11 protein-coding genes are annotated in these 15,942 nt (G+C 69.5%); 4 read left to right on the top strand and 7 right to left on the bottom strand.

All coding sequences use genetic code 11. The annotated features are described in order from the left end of the window. Positions 1–41: 41 nt before the first annotated feature. The 5 genes from DB30_RS22430 to DB30_RS22410 all read right to left on the bottom strand — a co-directional run bounded on the left by DB30_RS22430 (position 42) and on the right by DB30_RS22410 (position 8,682). Complete coding sequence (locus tag DB30_RS22430; RefSeq protein WP_052552351.1) at positions 42–821, bottom strand: crotonase/enoyl-CoA hydratase family protein; 780 nt, start codon at positions 819–821, stop codon at positions 42–44. 28 nt (positions 822–849) lie between these two features. Continuing rightward, entirely contained in the window at positions 850–2,769 is a 1,920-nt protein-coding gene (locus DB30_RS22425) for a hypothetical protein (RefSeq protein ID WP_052552350.1), read from the bottom strand. A gap of 330 nt (positions 2,770–3,099) precedes the next feature. After that, the gene (locus DB30_RS22420; RefSeq protein ID WP_146660110.1) at positions 3,100–4,560 is read right to left on the bottom strand and encodes a gamma-glutamyltransferase; all 1,461 of its coding nucleotides are present in this window, start codon (positions 4,558–4,560) and stop codon (positions 3,100–3,102) included. A 10-nt stretch (positions 4,561–4,570) separates the two neighbouring features. Continuing rightward, entirely contained in the window at positions 4,571–7,429 is a 2,859-nt protein-coding gene (locus DB30_RS22415; RefSeq protein WP_052552346.1) for a serine/threonine-protein kinase, read from the bottom strand. A gap of 23 nt (positions 7,430–7,452) precedes the next feature. Next, a complete protein-coding gene (locus DB30_RS22410; protein WP_052552344.1) occupies positions 7,453–8,682 on the bottom strand; it encodes a hypothetical protein in 1,230 nt (409 codons plus the stop codon). A 168-nt stretch (positions 8,683–8,850) separates the two neighbouring features. Here DB30_RS22410 and DB30_RS22405 point away from each other — a divergent pair, with 168 nt between their 5' ends. From DB30_RS22405 to DB30_RS22395, 3 genes are all read left to right on the top strand, one after another. Further along, the gene (locus DB30_RS22405) at positions 8,851–9,561 is read left to right on the top strand and encodes a sterol desaturase family protein (protein WP_165703896.1); all 711 of its coding nucleotides are present in this window, start codon (positions 8,851–8,853) and stop codon (positions 9,559–9,561) included. Positions 9,562–9,702: 141 nt separating this feature from the next. Then, entirely contained in the window at positions 9,703–11,397 is a 1,695-nt protein-coding gene (locus DB30_RS22400; RefSeq protein WP_052552340.1) for a glycosyltransferase family 87 protein, read from the top strand. A gap of 70 nt (positions 11,398–11,467) precedes the next feature. Then, positions 11,468–11,872 carry a hypothetical protein gene (locus DB30_RS22395; protein ID WP_052552338.1) on the top strand — a complete coding sequence of 135 codons (405 nt, stop codon included), beginning with the start codon at positions 11,468–11,470 and terminating at the stop codon, positions 11,870–11,872. Positions 11,873–11,962: 90 nt separating this feature from the next. Here DB30_RS22395 and DB30_RS22390 read toward each other — a convergent pair whose 3' ends face one another. Further along, positions 11,963–13,486: a pyridoxal phosphate-dependent decarboxylase family protein gene (locus DB30_RS22390; protein WP_052552336.1), complete on the bottom strand. Its 1,524-nt coding sequence runs from the start codon at positions 13,484–13,486 to the stop codon at positions 11,963–11,965. A gap of 65 nt (positions 13,487–13,551) precedes the next feature. Then, positions 13,552–14,739, bottom strand: coding sequence for a hypothetical protein (locus DB30_RS22385; RefSeq protein WP_146660108.1), 1,188 nt, complete (start codon positions 14,737–14,739; stop codon positions 13,552–13,554). A 105-nt stretch (positions 14,740–14,844) separates the two neighbouring features. Here DB30_RS22385 and gcvT point away from each other — a divergent pair, with 105 nt between their 5' ends. Further along, the gene (gene gcvT, locus DB30_RS22380) at positions 14,845–15,936 is read left to right on the top strand and encodes a glycine cleavage system aminomethyltransferase GcvT (RefSeq protein WP_052552332.1); all 1,092 of its coding nucleotides are present in this window, start codon (positions 14,845–14,847) and stop codon (positions 15,934–15,936) included. Positions 15,937–15,942: the final 6 nt, after the last annotated feature.

Here is a 15,942-nt window from a genome sequence, read left to right as displayed (position 1 = left end):
CCCAGAGCCAGCCGCCCAACCAGGACCCGGAGCCCAGCGGGTCACCGACCGCCATAGCGGCCAGCGCGGCGCTCTTTGAACGACTGCACGCCCTCTGCGAAGTCTTCGCTGGCGGCGAGCTTGGCCAGCTGCTCGGGCAACGCCGCGATCGCGGCCGCGGGCCCCTGCTGCACCGCCAGCTGGGCGGATCGCCGGCTCGCGCGAACCGCCAGCGGGGCCTGTGCGGCGATCCGCTCGGCCAGCTCGATCGCCCGCGCCTGCCCCTGCCCTTCGTCGACCAGCTCCTGCACGAACCCGAGCCGCAGCGCGGTCTCGCCGTCAAACTCGTCGCCGGTCAGCAGGTAGCGCATCGCGTTGCCCCACCCTGCCCGCTCGACCATGCGCAGCGTCGCGCCGCCGTAGGCCATCAGCCCGCGCTGGACCTCGAGCTGGGCGAAGCGAACGCCGCGCTCGGCGACCACGATGTCGGCGGCGAGCATCAGCTCGATCCCGATCGTGAAGCAGATCCCGTGGACCGCGGCGACGATCGGCTTGGTCCGACGCACGCCTTGCAAGTCCAGCGGGTCGATCTGGCCTGGCTCGATCAGCGGATCGGTGATGTCGAACTTCGACAGCTCGAGCCCGGCCGTGAAGTGCTTGCCCTGCGCGAGCAAGACGGCACACCAATACGCGTCCTCGCGCTCGAGCAGGGTGTAGGCGGCCGCGAGCTCGCGCAGCATCGTGGGCGTGAAGCCGTTGTACTTGGCGGGACGATCGATCGTGATCGTCAGCACGTGGCCTTCCGCCGCGGTCGTGACCCGGCCCTCGGGGTTGTCGCTCATGCCCGAGGTTATACCCGCCCGCAGCGAGTCAGTGGGCCCCGCGAGGACGGCCACCCAAGGTCGTCGCGGCTGAACCTGCGCGCAATTGCTGCTCCGCCGCGATCAGCTGGGCGAGCTCGCTGCGATCGACGGGCATCGCAGGCAAACCATTTGTAGCGGGGCCGTCGAGCAGGACCTGCGCGGCGCCGAGCCCGGTAGATCCATCACCCAGGCCGCCCGGCGCACACGCGACCTCGCAGGTCTGCAGCAAGAAGTCTTCAAGGGCGAGCTGCCGCGCGGGCAGGAACTCGTCGCGCAGCGCGGGTGAGATAGCGAAGCAGGATCCACCCCCGCATGGTTCTTGGCCAAGTTCATCGACGTGCACGAACCCGCGCGAGGCGGGAGCGAACAGATCGTGGCCCAGGTCAAAGCTGGTCGCGGTCTGGTGGCAACCCATGCAATTGCTGGCGAAGGTCGCTCGATTGGCGAGCTGCTCCACGCTCAGATCACTGCCCAGCTCACCCAGCCGCTGGGCGAGCGCGGCCTCGAATTCACCGCTGCCCTTGGCCAGCTGCGCGGCATGGTCGACCAAGGCGTCATCGCGGCTCTCGGCCGCGAAGCAGCGCGGCTCGAGGCTCAGGCCCATGCTGGCAATCTCATCGACGAGCAGGGTCTCGAGCCCGTCGAGGATGCTGGCGCGACACAGCTCGCCAAACGGCTCGTCGCTCAGGTCGTTCCACAGCGGACCAAACGCGTTGTCGCTGACGGGCACCTGCGTGACCGAGAGCCGGCCCGCCTCGTCGACGAAGCGAAACTGGCGGAGCGTCCACGGATCCTGGTCAAAGCTGTTGGTGCGGACCTGCCCGGTGCCAAAGCTCATGTTGACGCCGGACATGAACGGCTCGAAGCCAGCTTCGCTCAGCTGCGGGTGGCCATCGAGGAACGCGAGCCGCAGCTGCTCGCCGCGCTCGACTGGATCGTTGATGAAGCTCAGGTCCGACCACAGCTGGGCGATCGGCTTGCACGCGACCGGGCCGCAGTCGGGGTTGGGGTTGGGGATCCGGGCCTCGAAGATCACGAACATCCGGTCGGTCGCGTTGTTGGCCATGATCAGCCGCTGCTCACCGCAGTCGCTGCCATCGAGCGGCGCGAGATCGAGGCGGTTGACGTAGGCGATCGGGAACCACGCGTCGAGGTTGGGGACCTGCAGCGCCTCGGCCCGGGGGCACTGGAGGGGGTAGCCATTGAGCGCGGGCAGTCCTTTGACGAGTAGATCATCGCAGTGCGAACCGCCCGGAAGCGCCGCGTCCTCGCTGGTCGTGAAGCTGTCGACGAGGCGGGTGTGGGTGAACTCGGGATCCCCGATCAGATCGGCGCTGAGGGCGGCGCGATCGAGCACCTCGGCCATCGAGACACCCGCGAGGGCTTCGAGGTTGGTCTCGATCAAGGAGCGGCGCGGATCGTGGTCGAAGGGCTCGCACTCGTCACCGCCGGTCTCCTCGCCGCCGGACTCTTCGGTTTCGCCGGACTCCGAGTCCTCGCTGCCCGACTCGCCCGATTCGCCCGATTCGCCCGATTCACCCGATGCGCCCGACTCGGACTCCTCGCTGCCCGACTCGCCCGACTCACTCTCGCCAGATTCACCCGACTCACTCTCTCCAGACTCGGATTGTCCAGATTCCGACTCCCCTGACTCGGATTCACCCGATTCGCTCTCCTCGGACTCGGACTCGGACTCGGACTCTCCAGATTCCGACTCCCCCGACTCCGACTCCCCCGACTCCGACTCCCCCGACTCCGGCTCCCCCGACTCCCCCGACCCCGACGCTTCGGACGCCGACTCGGTGTCGGTGGAGGTGTCCCAACCTTCGCCGAAGGTCTCCGTCTCCGTCTCCGTCTCCGTCTCCTCGAACGGCGGGTCGAGCTTGACCACACAGCCCGGCCCCAAGCAGGCGAGCGCAGACAGCAAGGCAATGGTGGTACATCCGCGATGTTCTCTGCGCATCACTTGCCCGTCCCCGCGCGTCGAGGGCCGCACGCCTAGCCAAAAATAAACCCGGAACCGGATCGGACCCTGCTGGGTCCTCCCCCGAAGCCCCCTGACGTGCCAACACGCGAGTAAAAACGAAGCAGAAGTTTCGTGAACTGTTGTGCGGCGAGACCGATCCGGGACCGGGTCGGCGCCCCGTTGGGGGCCACCTACTTGGTAGTCGCGCCTGGGCGATGAATCGATCAGCGCAAACTCGAAAAAATCCGACGAAGGGCCGGCGACCACGGCTAAACGCGCGACAGACCGGCTTCAGGCCACGTATTCGACGGCCCCGTTGCGACGCGCGTCGCCGTGGCCCTCGAGCACGCCACGCTCGTCGCGCTCGGCGACGTGGACCCCGCCAAAGAAGAAGTCCCGGGACTCGAACCCATGGACCTGCGAAAAGCTGGCACCGAGGCGCGAACGTATCGCAGCGGGATCCTGGCGCGAGTCGAGCTCGACCCACGCGGCGCCGTCTTCGCCATGCACGCGCGGCGCCTGGACGGCGGCCGACAGCGTGAGCCCGCGGCGAGCAAAGCCGTGCAAGACCGCCGCCACGGCGCTGCGGATCCTGTTGGATCCGCCGCTGCCAAGCGCGACCACCCGCCCGGAGGGATGCACGGCGATCGTCGGCGCGATCATGGTGGGCAGCGCGTCGTTTGGACGATGCAGATGAAAGCCGGCGGGGTTGAGGTCCTCTTCGCCCAAGAAATTGTTGACGTGCACGCCGGTGCCGGTGACGACGTGACCGCAGCCCTCGCCCGAGGTGAGCGTGACCGAGGCCGCCCCACCCTTGCCGTCGACGACCGAGATGTGGGTGGTGCTTCCGCGCGGGTCGGGTCGCGGCAACGCCAGCCGCGCCCGATGCCCCGCTGCCGAGGCGTTGGCCTGACGCAGCACCTCTTTGGCCTCGTCGTCGACCTCGTAGGTGCCCGCGGACAGCTCCTCGGAGATCATGCCCACGAGGCGCCCGCCAAGCCGCGGCGAGCTGACGACCGTCCATTCGCCGATCCGAAATTGATGCGGGCGCGTGACCTTGACCTGCGCCGCGTCCAGATCCGCCGCGGTGATCAGCCCGCCGCGATCGGGGCCGAACTCGCTCAGCAGACCCTGCCGAACCTGCGCTGGGGTCCGGCCGCTGGCGGCGAAGGCCTCGAGCGTGGCGGCCAGCTTGGGGTTGCGAACCCGCTCGCCAGCGACCAGGGGTCGATCCGTGCGCTGGCCTTCGACGATCTCGGCCAGGCACGCGCTGTCGCGGCGCAAGATGGGCCACAGCAGCGCGAAGGTCCGGGCCGTGAGCGCGTCGGCGACCACGCCCTCGCGCGCGAGGGCGATCCCAGGGGCGGCCAGGCGCGCGAGCGGGAGCACCCCAAATTGTGCGGCGGCCACGGCCAAGCCCTCGAACATCATGGGGGTCGCGGCCGAACCACGCCCAACATGAAAGGTCTGCGTCGCGGAGCCAAAGTCGACCTCGATCTTGTGAAAGTCGACCCGCTGCGGCCGGCCACCCGCGCCCGGAAAGGTCGAGAAGAAGTCGACAGCGACCGGCTCGGCGCCGGGCAGCCGAATCACCATGATCCCCGCCCCGCCCGCCGAGGTCAGCAGCGGCTCGGCGGTGAAGCTGGCCAGCGCCGAGGCGACCGCAGCGTCGACCGCGTTGCCCCCATCACGCAACACTTCCGCGCCAGCTTTTGCCGTAGCGACACTCCCCGCGGCGACGACCCCTCGCATTCGCCGGAGTCTACTTGCTATTGCGGTCGCGCAGCCACTGTTGGATCTCGTCGCGTCGGGGCTGGTGAGACCCGTCGAACCCGTCGTATGCGCGGGCGGCCTCGGTCGCGCGCTCGATCGCCTGGCCCCGATCTCCGCGGGCGTCGAGGGTCAGCGCGAGCAACCACCGGGTCTCGGCGGCCTCGACTGGGTTGTCGAGGCCCGCGTCGAACTGGGCGAGGGCGAGCTCGAGCAGGGTCTGGGCCTGGTCGAGTCGGTCTCGCGCGAGCAGCGTGGCGCCAAGGGCTTTGCGGGGGATCGCCAGGCTGATGTCGTTGGGACCCTGCTCGCGCTCGAGCGACTCGATCGCGGCCTCGAGCATGGGCTGAGCCTGGGCGTGGCGACCCAGAGCCGCGAGGGCTTCGCCGAGGTTGGCCCGGGTCAGCGCGACGTGGGTCGGATCGGCGTGGGCCTGGCGCTCGAGGATGTCGAGCGCGAGCTCGAACGCGGCGCGTGAAGCCTCGAGCCGACCCGCGCGAAACTCGATGGTCCCCAGAGCCGAGAGCGCATAGAAGCGATCGGGGTGGGCGGCGGCCTGCTCGCGATAGCGCCGGTCGGCTCGCTGCGCGTGGTCGCGCGCACGGGCGCTGTCGCCAAGTCCATCGTAGATCCCGGCGAGCGCGACGTCGCAGTCGGCGACGCGCAGGCTGGCCGGCCCACGCTCGGCCTCCCATGCCGCGCGCGCCTCCACGAACGCCTGCTCGGCGGTGCCCAGCTCGCCCGCGGCGTAGTGGGTCCACGCCCGATCGAAGGCTTGCTGACCGTCGGCGCCCCGGACCGTGCGCGCGCTGCTGGGTGCGCCCGTCTCGAGCCCGAGTTCCAGCCTCGCAGCCTGGGCGTGCGCCGCCGCTGCGTCGTCCTTGCGACCTTGATCCGCGGCGATCTTGCCCAGCGACCGCAGCACCAGCGCCTGGGTCGAGCTGGTCGCCGCCCCGGCTTCGCGCAGCAGCGAGAGCGCGGCCTGGTAGTCGCTGCGCGCCGCACCCGAGCGCCCTTGGATGTCTTGCAGACGCGCTTGGCTGATCCGGGCCAGGCCACGCTCGCGCGGTGCCCCGACCGCCCGCTCGGCGCTGCGGCGCTCCCGATCGGTCCGCCAGGTCGCGAGCTCGACATCCAGATCGAGGTCCAAGGCGACCGCGGCCATGCCGTGCCAAGCCGCCGCGCGCAGGTCCTCGCGGTCCAGCTGATCGGCGAGGTCGAGCATCCGACCGTAGTCGCGGGTGGCCGACTCGGCGTCGTCATCGAGATAGGCAAGATGCGCGAGGACCTTCATCGCGAAGGCCTCGAGCTCGGGGGATCCGAGCCGGGCGGCGTCCTGGCTCAGCCGCGCGGCCTCGGGCCTGCGCACGCCCAGCGCGGGCTCGTCGCTGCCGATCCAGACCGCGAACAGGCGCGCGCGCAGGTCGTTGGCCGCCTGGGCTCGAGCCGGGCTGAGCGTGGCCCCGCGACGGGTCAGGATCACTGCGTCCAGGCACGCGCGCGGATCATCCAGGGCGCCAAACCACTCGACGGCGTCCACCCCAGGAGCTGGCGATCGCTCGACCGCCGCGAGCACGACCTCGAGCTGCGCGAGCGAGGCGTCCAGGCAGGCACGGCGGCGATCCAAGCTCTGGTCCGAGCGCACGTGGGCGACGTGGACGTCGACGCAGCTCTGGGTCGCGGCCCCCCGCCAGCGCTCACTCCAGTCGTCGAGCATCGTGGTTGCGAAGCCGCGCGTGTCGGCGTTGAACACCGCGAGGTAGCGCGCGCGCGCGCTGGCGTCGAGCACCGCATCCAGGCCCGCTGCAGCCGCGCTGCACGGCGCGACCGCCTGGACCCGTTCGGACCGCAGCCCCGACGCGCCGACGCCAACCCCGACCAGGGCGACCACCCACGCAGCAGGGACCAACCACCGCCGCCGCGGAGGCGCGAGCGCGGCGAGCAGCTCGGTCATGCTCGCAAACCGTTGCGCAGGATCGACGGCGAGCCCCCGCTGCAGCGCGCGGTGGACCCGGCGCGAGATCCTGACCCCGGCGGGCGCCACCCATCGAACGCCGTGCTCCGCCGGGGCCGGTCGCTCGTCGCACAGCGACTCCCACACCGAGACACAAAACGCGTACTGATCCGCGCGGGCATCGACAGCGCCGCCCGCGAGCTGCTCGGGCGCGGCGTAGCTGCGGGTCCCCAGGAATTGTCCGGTCGCGGTCAGCGGCTCGTCACCCGCGGGCTCGACCTCGGTCGTCCCGCCGCCGTCGCTGGTCGACCCTTCGGTTCCGCGGACCAGGCCAAAGTCGATCACGCGAACCCGGCCGTCGTCGCCGATCATCACGTTGTCTGGCTTGACGTCGCGGTGGATCAACCCGCGCGCGTGCACGGCGGCCAGCCCCTGGCCAGCGTCGCGCCAGGCGGCGAGGATCTGCGCCACGCTGGGTTTGGCCTCGCGCACCCACTCGCGCAGGCTCCGGCCTGGGATCAACTCCATGGCGATCCACACCCGGCCCTCGTGGCGGCCAACGTCGTAGACCGGGATCACGTTGGGGTGCGAGATCTTGGCGAGCGCCTGGGCCTCCTCGAACATCCGCCGCTCGGCCAGCGCGCCCGCTCGCTCGCTACGCAGGAACTTGAGCGCGATCGCCCGGTTCAGCTGCTCGTCGTGGGCGCGCCACACCGTCCCCATGCCGCCGCTGCCGAGCTTGCGATCGAGCACGAAGCGATCGACGCGCGCGGGCTGGGGGGCGCGGCCAAGCATGCGCTCGAGCACGCGCCGCTGCGCCGCCTGAAGATCCAGCTCGTCGACCGCTGGCGCCTGCCCGAGCTCGGGAGTTGAAGCGCTGGGGTTGGATCGATCCATGCTCGCCTTGGGACCGCCCGCCGTCAGCCGCCGCAGCCGTTGTTCTTCTTGACGATCACGGTTGGGTCGTCGCTGCTGACCCACTGCCAGACCTTCTGGCTGCCTCCGTCGAGCTCGATCGTCTGTTCATCGGCCAACGGGCACTCGGTCGTTGGCACCTCACCCCGCGGCACGAGGCAGTAGTCCGTGGTCACGCCGCCGTCGGTCGCGGTCAGGGTGACGTTGGCGTCCGTGCAATTCTTGAACGTCACCTCGCCGCAGGCCTGGCTGTTGGTCGAGGCCGCCCGCGCGGCCACGAACGGGACCGCGACCGGGATGTTGGCGTCGTTGGTCCCGCAGGCGGTGGCGTCGTCTGCGGCCCGCTCGAACCGGACCGTGCTGAGCGTGCTGTCGCCGACCTCGATGAACGCGGTCGACAGCGCATCGACTGGCGCGCTCGCGTTGAGGTGACTGACGCCAACCGCCAGCGCCGTGCCCAGCGAGACCGCGACCGGCGTGGTGGTGCTCGCGTCGACGACCGCCAGCTCCGTCCATCCGGCGTCGTAGTTGCGCTCGTCGGTGCAGGTCGTCGCGTCGTGTCCGCTGGTGGACGACGGCGCCCAGCCCCACAGCTGCATCCGCTCGGCGTTGTTGTTGTCGACGTAGATCGTGGGCTCGCCGTCGACCGTGACGGCGTGCACGTACGTTCGGTACACGCTGGTGGTCCCGTCGAATTTGACCGGGAGAATCTCGACCTCGTGCGTCCCGGACTGGCACTCGAGCGAGACGGTGCTGCCGGCCAAGGGATCGAAGTTGTCGAGTGGGTCGAAGCTCAGTTCGTAGTCGGGATCGCTGTCGTCGACGTTGACCGAGACCGCCACGCTGGTCGGAACGACCTCGCCGTACGCGACCCACTTGTTCTTGCCAGCGTTGACCGGCCCGAAGGTCGTGACGATCACGCCCGCGGAATCGAGCGCCTCGAGCTCGACGTCGATCGCGCTGGACCCGTTGTTGGTCACGTAGACGGCGCCGTAGTAGGCGCTCACGCTCGGCGTCACGGGGGTCAGCTCCCACGTGCCCGTTGCGTCGGACAGCCCGGCGATCCCCGACAAGCCAAGCAACGCGTCAACGCACCCCCGGGTGGCGTCGACGTCTGGCGCGCACGGATCCCCGAGCGGCTCCTCATTGCAACCCGCGCCAACTCCAACAGCGAGGGCCAAGACCAGGACGGCGATCGTGCGCCCGCTTGCGAAACTATCGTGTTTGTGTGCCATTGATGTTCACTTCTCCGCCAGACTGGTCAAACCGCCCGCCCAAACGATCACCGATTCTGACCAAGGTCCCCGCGCATGGCCGCGAGCCAGCGCACGGGCGACGCGCATCAGGCCCTGGGGCCAACCCTTGCGTCTTTTCGCGTTCAGTGCTGTTCTCGCAACGCGACGATGCCACCGGAAACCGCCAGCAACGACATTCATGACTACCCCGGCGGCTATCAGATCACCCGCAAGGGGGCGGGGCGGCAGTTCGAGAGCAACTTCTTCGAGTTCTTCTCGCGCTGTCACGGCAGCATGCCGCTGATCATCTACGGGCCGGTCGTGCTCTACGTGTTCTGGCTGACAGCCACGCAGACCGAGCTTGGCCTCGGGTCGGCGATCGGGCTGACCGCCGCCGGTCTGTTCGTGTGGACCTTCGCGGAGTACTGGCTGCACCGGACGGTGTTCCACTTCGAGCGCTCGCCCAAGCTCCACTACTTCCTGCACGGCATCCACCACGTGTACCCAAACGACAAGTACCGGCTGGTGATGCCGCCGGGCGCCAGCGCGATCCCAGCGGGGCTGTTCTGGCTGCTGGCGTGGGCGCTGCTTGGCTACGAGATGGCGCTGCCGGCCTTCGCAGGCTTCGCGATTGGCTACCTCTGGTACGACATGACCCACTGGTGGACCCACGCCGGCAAGGCGCGGACCCGGTACGGCAAGTACTTGCGCAAGCATCACATGCTGCACCACTTCAAGGATCACGACATGTACTTTGGGGTGTCCACGCCGATCTGGGACTACGTGTTCGGGACCATCCCCAAATCTGGTCCAAAGTCTGGTCCAAAGTCTGGTCCAAAGTCTGGCCCCAAGACTGATCCCGCACCCAGCGGCGAGTGACTCCGCCTGCCCCGGGTCAGTCCGCAGATCCGGGGGTGAAGTCGATCTCGACGACCTCGGCCCCACCAGCGAGATCAGGACACGAAGGTGTCCGCCATTCGGCCACCTCACCGGGGCATTGTACGCGAGTATCATCCGCGCATGCCCGCGCCCGAGCCTGCCGCCGACAAAGGCCAGAGCCCCGCCGCCGAGCGAGTGGTGCTCGCCGGTGCATGGGGGCTGATCCTCGCGCCCGTGCTCGCGCATGGGCTGTGGCGTCCGCTGATCGCCGCGCTCGACACGAGCGGGAACGCAGCGTGGGTCACGATCGCCGCGCTCGTGGTCGCAGCCGTCGGCGCCGTCGCGACCTGGCGGTGGCCAGGACTGCGGTTGCGAGCGGCGGCCTGCGCGAGCGCGACGGCGATGCTCGCGGCCGACGGCATGCGCCTGTTCGGCGGTGGCTCGCCAAGCGAGACGCTGGCGACCGGCGCTGCGCTGCTCGCGGTCGCCGGCTTCGTCACCGTCGCGCTGCCCGTGATGATCGCCCGGACCCCGGCGGCGCTCGACGGCCAAGCGCGAGCGCACCGCGGGGCCACGCTGGCGGTCGCCGTCTTGCTCTCGTTGACGGTGCTGCAGTCGGCCCGGCTCAGCACGTTCATGGGCGACCAGGAGCGCGTTCAGGCGGCTGCGTCGAACCCCGTGGTCACCCGCTTCAACTTCCACTCGTGCCTGACCGCGTACCTCCAAGGCGCCAAGCTGGCCAACGAGCGGGCCGAGAACCTGTATGACGAAGACTGGTGGCCGGCCGTGGGCCACACCAGCACGGGCGAGGCCCAGGCCCAGCTCTACGCCCCCTTTGACCTGGACACCTACGCCTACCCGCCGCCCTTCTTGCTGGTCCCGCGGTTCCTGCTGCTCGCGGGTGAAGACTTCGTGGTCCAGCGCGCGCTCTGGTACGGGCTCAACGCGCTGTGGCTGGCGTTTGGGCTGTGGTACGTCGCCGCTTGGATCGCCGAGTCAGACCCGGGCGCGGGGATCCGCGCGCTGTTGTTGTGGCCGCTGATCTGGGTCTCCTTTCCCACCCTGATCACGCTGCAGCTCGGCAACGTGCACCTCGCCGTGGTCGTGATGGGGGTCGTCGCGATGGTCGCGTTCGAGCGCGGGCAACCGGCGCTCGGCGGCGCGCTGCTTGCGTTTGCGGTGCTGGCCAAGATCTCACCGGGCCTGCTGGGCGTGATGTTGTTGGTCCAAAGGCGCTGGCGCGAGGCGCTGTGGACGGCCGGGTTTGGCCTGGCCTGGACGCTGTTGGCTCTGCTCGCGTTTGGCCCCGCGCCGTTTCGGGCCTTCGTGCACTACCAGCTGCCGCGGCTCAGCTCGGGCGCGGCGCTCGAGTTCTTCGCGGAGTCGGTCCAGGAGGTCGCTTCGAACCTGGCGCCGTTCGGCCTGCCGTTCAAGCTCGAGGCGCTGGGGATCGGGTTTGACGACGTGTGGGCCAGCGCCGCGGCGATCGGCACGGTGTTCACGATCGTGGTCGTGGGCCTGACGATCATCGCGGGGCTGCGGCGCGGCGATCGGCGGCTCCACGCGGCCATGTGGCTGGCGGTGTTGACCCTTGGCGGCCTGCGCAGCCCGTTCGCGCCGGGCTACGTGGCCTTGGGTGCGATCTGGCTGGTGAGCCTGGGCGCCGCGGAGGTCCACCGCACCCGCGATGGGATCCTGCTTGGCCTGTTCTACGTGACGATGAGCGGGCTGCCCCTGACCGAGCCGGTCGCAATGCTGAGCTTCTCGCTGGTGCAGCAGGCCGCGCTGCTCGCCGCGCTGGCGTGGGTGATCCTGCGGCGGCCTCCGCGAACCTGAGGCGCCCAACCGCGATCCCCGTGCTCGACCTTGGTCGCCAAGCCAACGCGCGCGCTGCTACACTGACGCCGTGGCCGAGCCGCCAGCGACCCCGCCAAGTGAGGACCTTGGCGGCGACTTGCCCCGAACACCTGCGACCCACATCCCACCCGAGCCCGCGCTCGTCACCTTGGGGTGGCCGTATGTCGCGGTGCCAGAGGTCGTGCTGGGCACCGTTCCCGTCTACCCGTCCGACGCCGGCCCCAAGCACTCTGGGCACCCGCTCGCGCGCCGGGTGATCGGCTGCTTTGGGTTGGTCCTCGGCGGCAGCGCGGGGCTGTGCGTGGGAGGGCTGGGGGCCGCGCTGCTCGTCGCCCTGCTGCACCCCTTCATGCCGCACTTGGCCAACCTGCTGCTGCTCAGCCTCACGCTGTTCAGCGTGGCCTTCGGCGCGACCCTGGGCCGGCGCGTGCTCGAGCGCGAGACCTTCGAATGAGAAGTGCTTCAACCCCAGCCGGCCCGTCAGATCGGGGAGCGGATCGAAGGCTACACCGTCGACTCGCATGTGCTGGGGATCCTCCACCGATCAAACCTCGTAGAGCGCGTCCATGTACATGCCCAGAATGTCACTCACCGCCCCGCGAGCCGGCAGCGTCGCCGCGATTCCATACACGGGCGCCATCCCGCCAGCGCCCGCGGGGGTCCGCTCGACCTCCTCGACCGCCTCGCGCAGATCCGCCAAGAACCGCTCGACCACGCCCGCTTGCGTGTGCCGCAGCGTCACCGCGATGTGTACACACGACGGCCGGTGCAGCCCATTGAGGTTCCAGCGGCGCTTGCTCATCGCGTCGCTGACTCGATACACATCGAGCTTGTCGGGATTGGCGGCGGCGAAGCTGATGACCCACAGCGGATCCCCAAGCAGCTTCAGCTGGGGGATCGCCGCGATCCCTTCGCGCAGCTGCTTGCCGGCCTGCAGGATCGCCTGGGTCGCGTCCAGATATCCCTGCCGCCCGATCGCCTGCATCGCCGCCCAGCACGCCGCGCTGATCCCCCCGGCGCGGCTGCCCGCGAGCGTTGGCGAGAAGTAGATGCCGCCCGGCCAGTTGGTCAGCGTGAACCACTGGTGCTTGCGCAGGGCCTTGTCGCGGTACAGCAGGACCGAGGTGCCCTTGGCCGCGTAGCCGTACTTGTGGGTGTCGGCCGAGATCGACGTGACCCCCTCCACGCGAAAATCAAACTCGGTGATCGGGTAGCCAAGCTCGCGGGCCCACGGCAACACGAACCCGCCCAAGCAGGCATCGGTGTGAAAGCCGATGTTGCGCGCGAACGCGACGGCCGCGAGCTCGGGGATTGGATCGATGACGCCATGGGGAAAGCACGGCGCCGAGCCGACCAAGCAGATCGTGTGGCGATCCACGGCCTTCTTCATGGCCTTGACGTCCGCGCGGAAGTCCTCGCCCACCGGGATCTTGCGCAGCTCGATTCCAAAGTACTGGCTGGCCTTGTCGAAGGCCGCGTGGGCGCTGGTGGGCGCGACGATGTTGGGCTTGTCGTTGCCCTGCTCGGCGCGGGCGCGATCGCGGTAGGTCTTCATCGCCATCAAGATCGACTCGGTCCCGCCGGAGCTCACGGTCCCGCACACCTCGGCGCTCGCCCCTGCCTGCTTGGCGCCAAGCATGTCTGCGGTCATCGCGACGATCTCGGCCTCGTACTTGGTCACGCTTGGCCACAGATCCGAGTGCAGCGGGTTGGTCTGCGAGTGGATCGCGTAGGCCTGCTCGAGGAACTGCCGGTGCTCGGGATCGCCGTGGTAGACCGCGCCCGACACGAACCCGTCTTCCCACCGCGACGACTCGCGCTCGCTCATCGCCCGCATCTGGGCGAGGACCTCGTCGCGGCTGCGGCCTTGCTCGGGCAGCGCGTCGCAGCTGGGGAATTCGTCGCCGTAGGGCTTGGCCGCCGCGCGCAGCTCGGCCATCATCTTGTCGTACTCGGCGGCGATCCGGTCCTTGACGAAGGGCAGCTTCTTGGCCTGCTCGAACAACACGCCGACGACGCTCTCGCTGGCATCCCGCAGCTGTTGCTTGGCGCGATCTTTGAAGTCCACCGCGTGGTTCTAACCAAACCGCGCGCCGGATTGAACCGGGTGATGTCCCATAATTGGGAATCAGCTCAGTTCCTGCGCCGAGGCGAGAGGTCGATCTTGGTCCCGGGCTTGCCCGGGTCGGCGTTGGGATCTGGCTTGGGATCCGGCTTGGGCTCCGGCGCAGGCCCATCGATGGCCGGCCCCTCGACCTCTGGCTCGGGCTCGGGCTCGGGCTCGGGCTCGGGCTCGGGCAGCTCGCTGGCTGGGGGCGGCGGCTCGCCCATGTCCACGAACGCGTCGGCCTCCACGGTCGCGTCTGCGCCGATCGGCTGGTCCAACAGCTCGCTCTTGCGCTTGTCCCTGGCCGCCCGTTCCTCGAGCTCGATCAGCTCGAGCCAGCGCTCGTCGGCGACGCCAACGCTGCCGTCAGCTGCGACCGTGAACACGACGTCCGGGGCGGCTGGTCGGATGAACGCGTCGGCCTCGGGGTGAATGCGGATCTGCTTGAACGCAGACGCGACGCAGGACGAGACCTCGGCCGGGAGCTCGCCCCGCTCGACGCGATTGACGATGCTGCGACCGTCTCGATCGAACAAGTTCAGCCCCTGCACCCGGTACTCGCCGGGGCCCACGCGCCCGGTCAGGCAGGCCTTGGCCCGCACGCCCGCCGCCGTCTGCTGGCGGCGCATGAGCTCGGCGAACTCGTCGCTGCCGGCTTCGGCGAAGAACCCCAGGCTGACCCAGTAGTAGACGTCCACGTAGTACGCGAAGGTGTCGCGGCTCTCGACGAAGCGCTGCTTGGAGATGACCTTGGTCAGGCAGGTGTCCATGTGCGCGTCGTCGAACCCCGACTCGAGCACGTCGGTGGTGAGGACCTCGCCGCTCACGGACACCCGCGCGCGAAACTTGGCCTGGCCCTCGGGGACGCCGATCCACGCCCGCTCGCCGTCGACCTGCCCAGGCTCCATGGTCACGATCGCACGATCGAGGAAGCACAGCGCCGCGGGACCACGCAGGTCCTGGGCAATCTCGGCCAGCCGGACCCGCTCGATCTGGTCGAGGCCCTTTTGCGAGGGCTCGAGCACGACGCCCTCGCTGGACTGCCGCACGGCGTTGCGCACGTACTGCTCCGCCTGGGCCTGAGACACCCGCCCGTCCCGCGCGAGCTTGTCCCGGGAGCAGCCCGCGACCCCCGTGACGCTGGCGAACCCCACGACCAGCGCGAACGCAGATGCACGGGTCCGCGGGCGGCTGGGGTTTGTCGTGCGCTGCATGCCCATGACCATCGGCGTCGAGCCCGATTTCTAACACCGGGCATGGCCCCGGCAAAGCACCCCGGGTTGCACCATCGCCGCCGGTCCCGGATAGTGGCGGCGCCCATGGCTGAGCTTCTCTCGACTCCCCTCCACGCGGCACACCTCGATGCCGGCGCCAAGATGGTCGACTTCACTGGCTGGCACATGCCGGTTCAGTACGGGGGGATCCTCGCCGAGCACAAGGCGGTTCGCGAAGACGTGGGGCTGTTCGACGTCTCGCACATGGGTGAGATCGATTTCGAGGGGCCACAGGCGCTGGCCGCGGTCCAAAAATTGATCACCAACGACGTCGGCAAGCTCGTTGACGGGCAAGCGCTGTACACGGCGGTGTGCCTGCCAAGCGGCGGGATCGTCGATGACTGCATCGTGTACCGGCAAGGGCCCGAGCGCGTGCGGATCGTCGTCAACGCCTCCAACATCGCCAAGGACGAGGCCCACTTCCGCGAGCACGTTGGCGGCATGTGCGAGATCGTCAACCGCTCGGACGAGACGGCGCTGATCGCCGTGCAGGGCCCACGCGCCCTCGCGCTGTGCGGTCAGCTGTCGCCGCGCTTGCTCGAGATCGGCGGCTTTCACTTCGGCCCGGGCGAGATCGCTGGCAAGCCGGTGGTCGCCGCGCGCACCGGCTACACCGGCGAAGATGGGTTCGAGCTGTTCGTCGCAGCCGCGGACGCGCGCGCCGTCTGGGACGCGCTGGTGGCCGGTGGTGCGACGCCGTGTGGGCTGGGCGCCCGGGACACGCTGCGGCTCGAGGCCAAGCTGTGCCTGTACGGCAACGACATCGACGCAACCACCACGCCGCTCGAGGCGGGGCTCGGCTGGGTCGTCAAGCTTGGCGCGGGCGCGTTCGTTGGCAGCGAGGCGCTCGCGGCCCAGAAGCGCGACGGCGTCCAACGCCAGCTGATCGGGTTTCGCGTGCAGGGCAAGGGCACCCCCCGCCACGGCTGGGAGCTGGTCGCCAGCGCAGAGGCCAACGCCGAAGTGATCGGCCACGTCACCAGCGGCGGGCCGGCCCCCACCGTGGGCGGCTCGGTCGGGATCGGTTATGTCCGCACGGGCCACCACAAGGCCGACACGGTGATCGCCGCCCGCAGCAAGCACAAGTTGGTCCCTGTCGAGGTCGTCAAGGGCCCGTTCTACCGGCGCGCCGGCTGATCCAAG

The organism is Enhygromyxa salina (genome assembly GCF_000737335.2).
GTDB lineage: Bacteria > Myxococcota_A > Polyangia > Nannocystales > Nannocystaceae > Plesiocystis > Plesiocystis salina_C.
This window is presented reverse-complemented; position numbering and strand designations above follow the sequence as displayed.

What these genes read in the sequence shown, in the direction of transcription:
- DB30_RS22430 (WP_052552351.1), bottom strand. Translation starts at nt 821, where the DNA reads ATGAGCGACAACCCCGAGGGCCGGGTCACGACCGCGGCGGAAGGCCAC.
- DB30_RS22420 (WP_146660110.1), bottom strand. Translation starts at nt 4,560, where the DNA reads ATGCGAGGGGTCGTCGCCGCGGGGAGTGTCGCTACGGCAAAAGCTGGC.
- DB30_RS22415 (WP_052552346.1), bottom strand. Translation starts at nt 7,429, where the DNA reads ATGGATCGATCCAACCCCAGCGCTTCAACTCCCGAGCTCGGGCAGGCG.
- DB30_RS22410 (WP_052552344.1), bottom strand. Translation starts at nt 8,682, where the DNA reads ATGGCACACAAACACGATAGTTTCGCAAGCGGGCGCACGATCGCCGTC.
- DB30_RS22405 (WP_165703896.1), top strand. Translation starts at nt 8,851, where the DNA reads ATGCCACCGGAAACCGCCAGCAACGACATTCATGACTACCCCGGCGGC.
- DB30_RS22400 (WP_052552340.1), top strand. Translation starts at nt 9,703, where the DNA reads ATGCCCGCGCCCGAGCCTGCCGCCGACAAAGGCCAGAGCCCCGCCGCC.
- DB30_RS22385 (WP_146660108.1), bottom strand. Translation starts at nt 14,739, where the DNA reads ATGCAGCGCACGACAAACCCCAGCCGCCCGCGGACCCGTGCATCTGCG.
- gcvT (WP_052552332.1), top strand. Translation starts at nt 14,845, where the DNA reads ATGGCTGAGCTTCTCTCGACTCCCCTCCACGCGGCACACCTCGATGCC.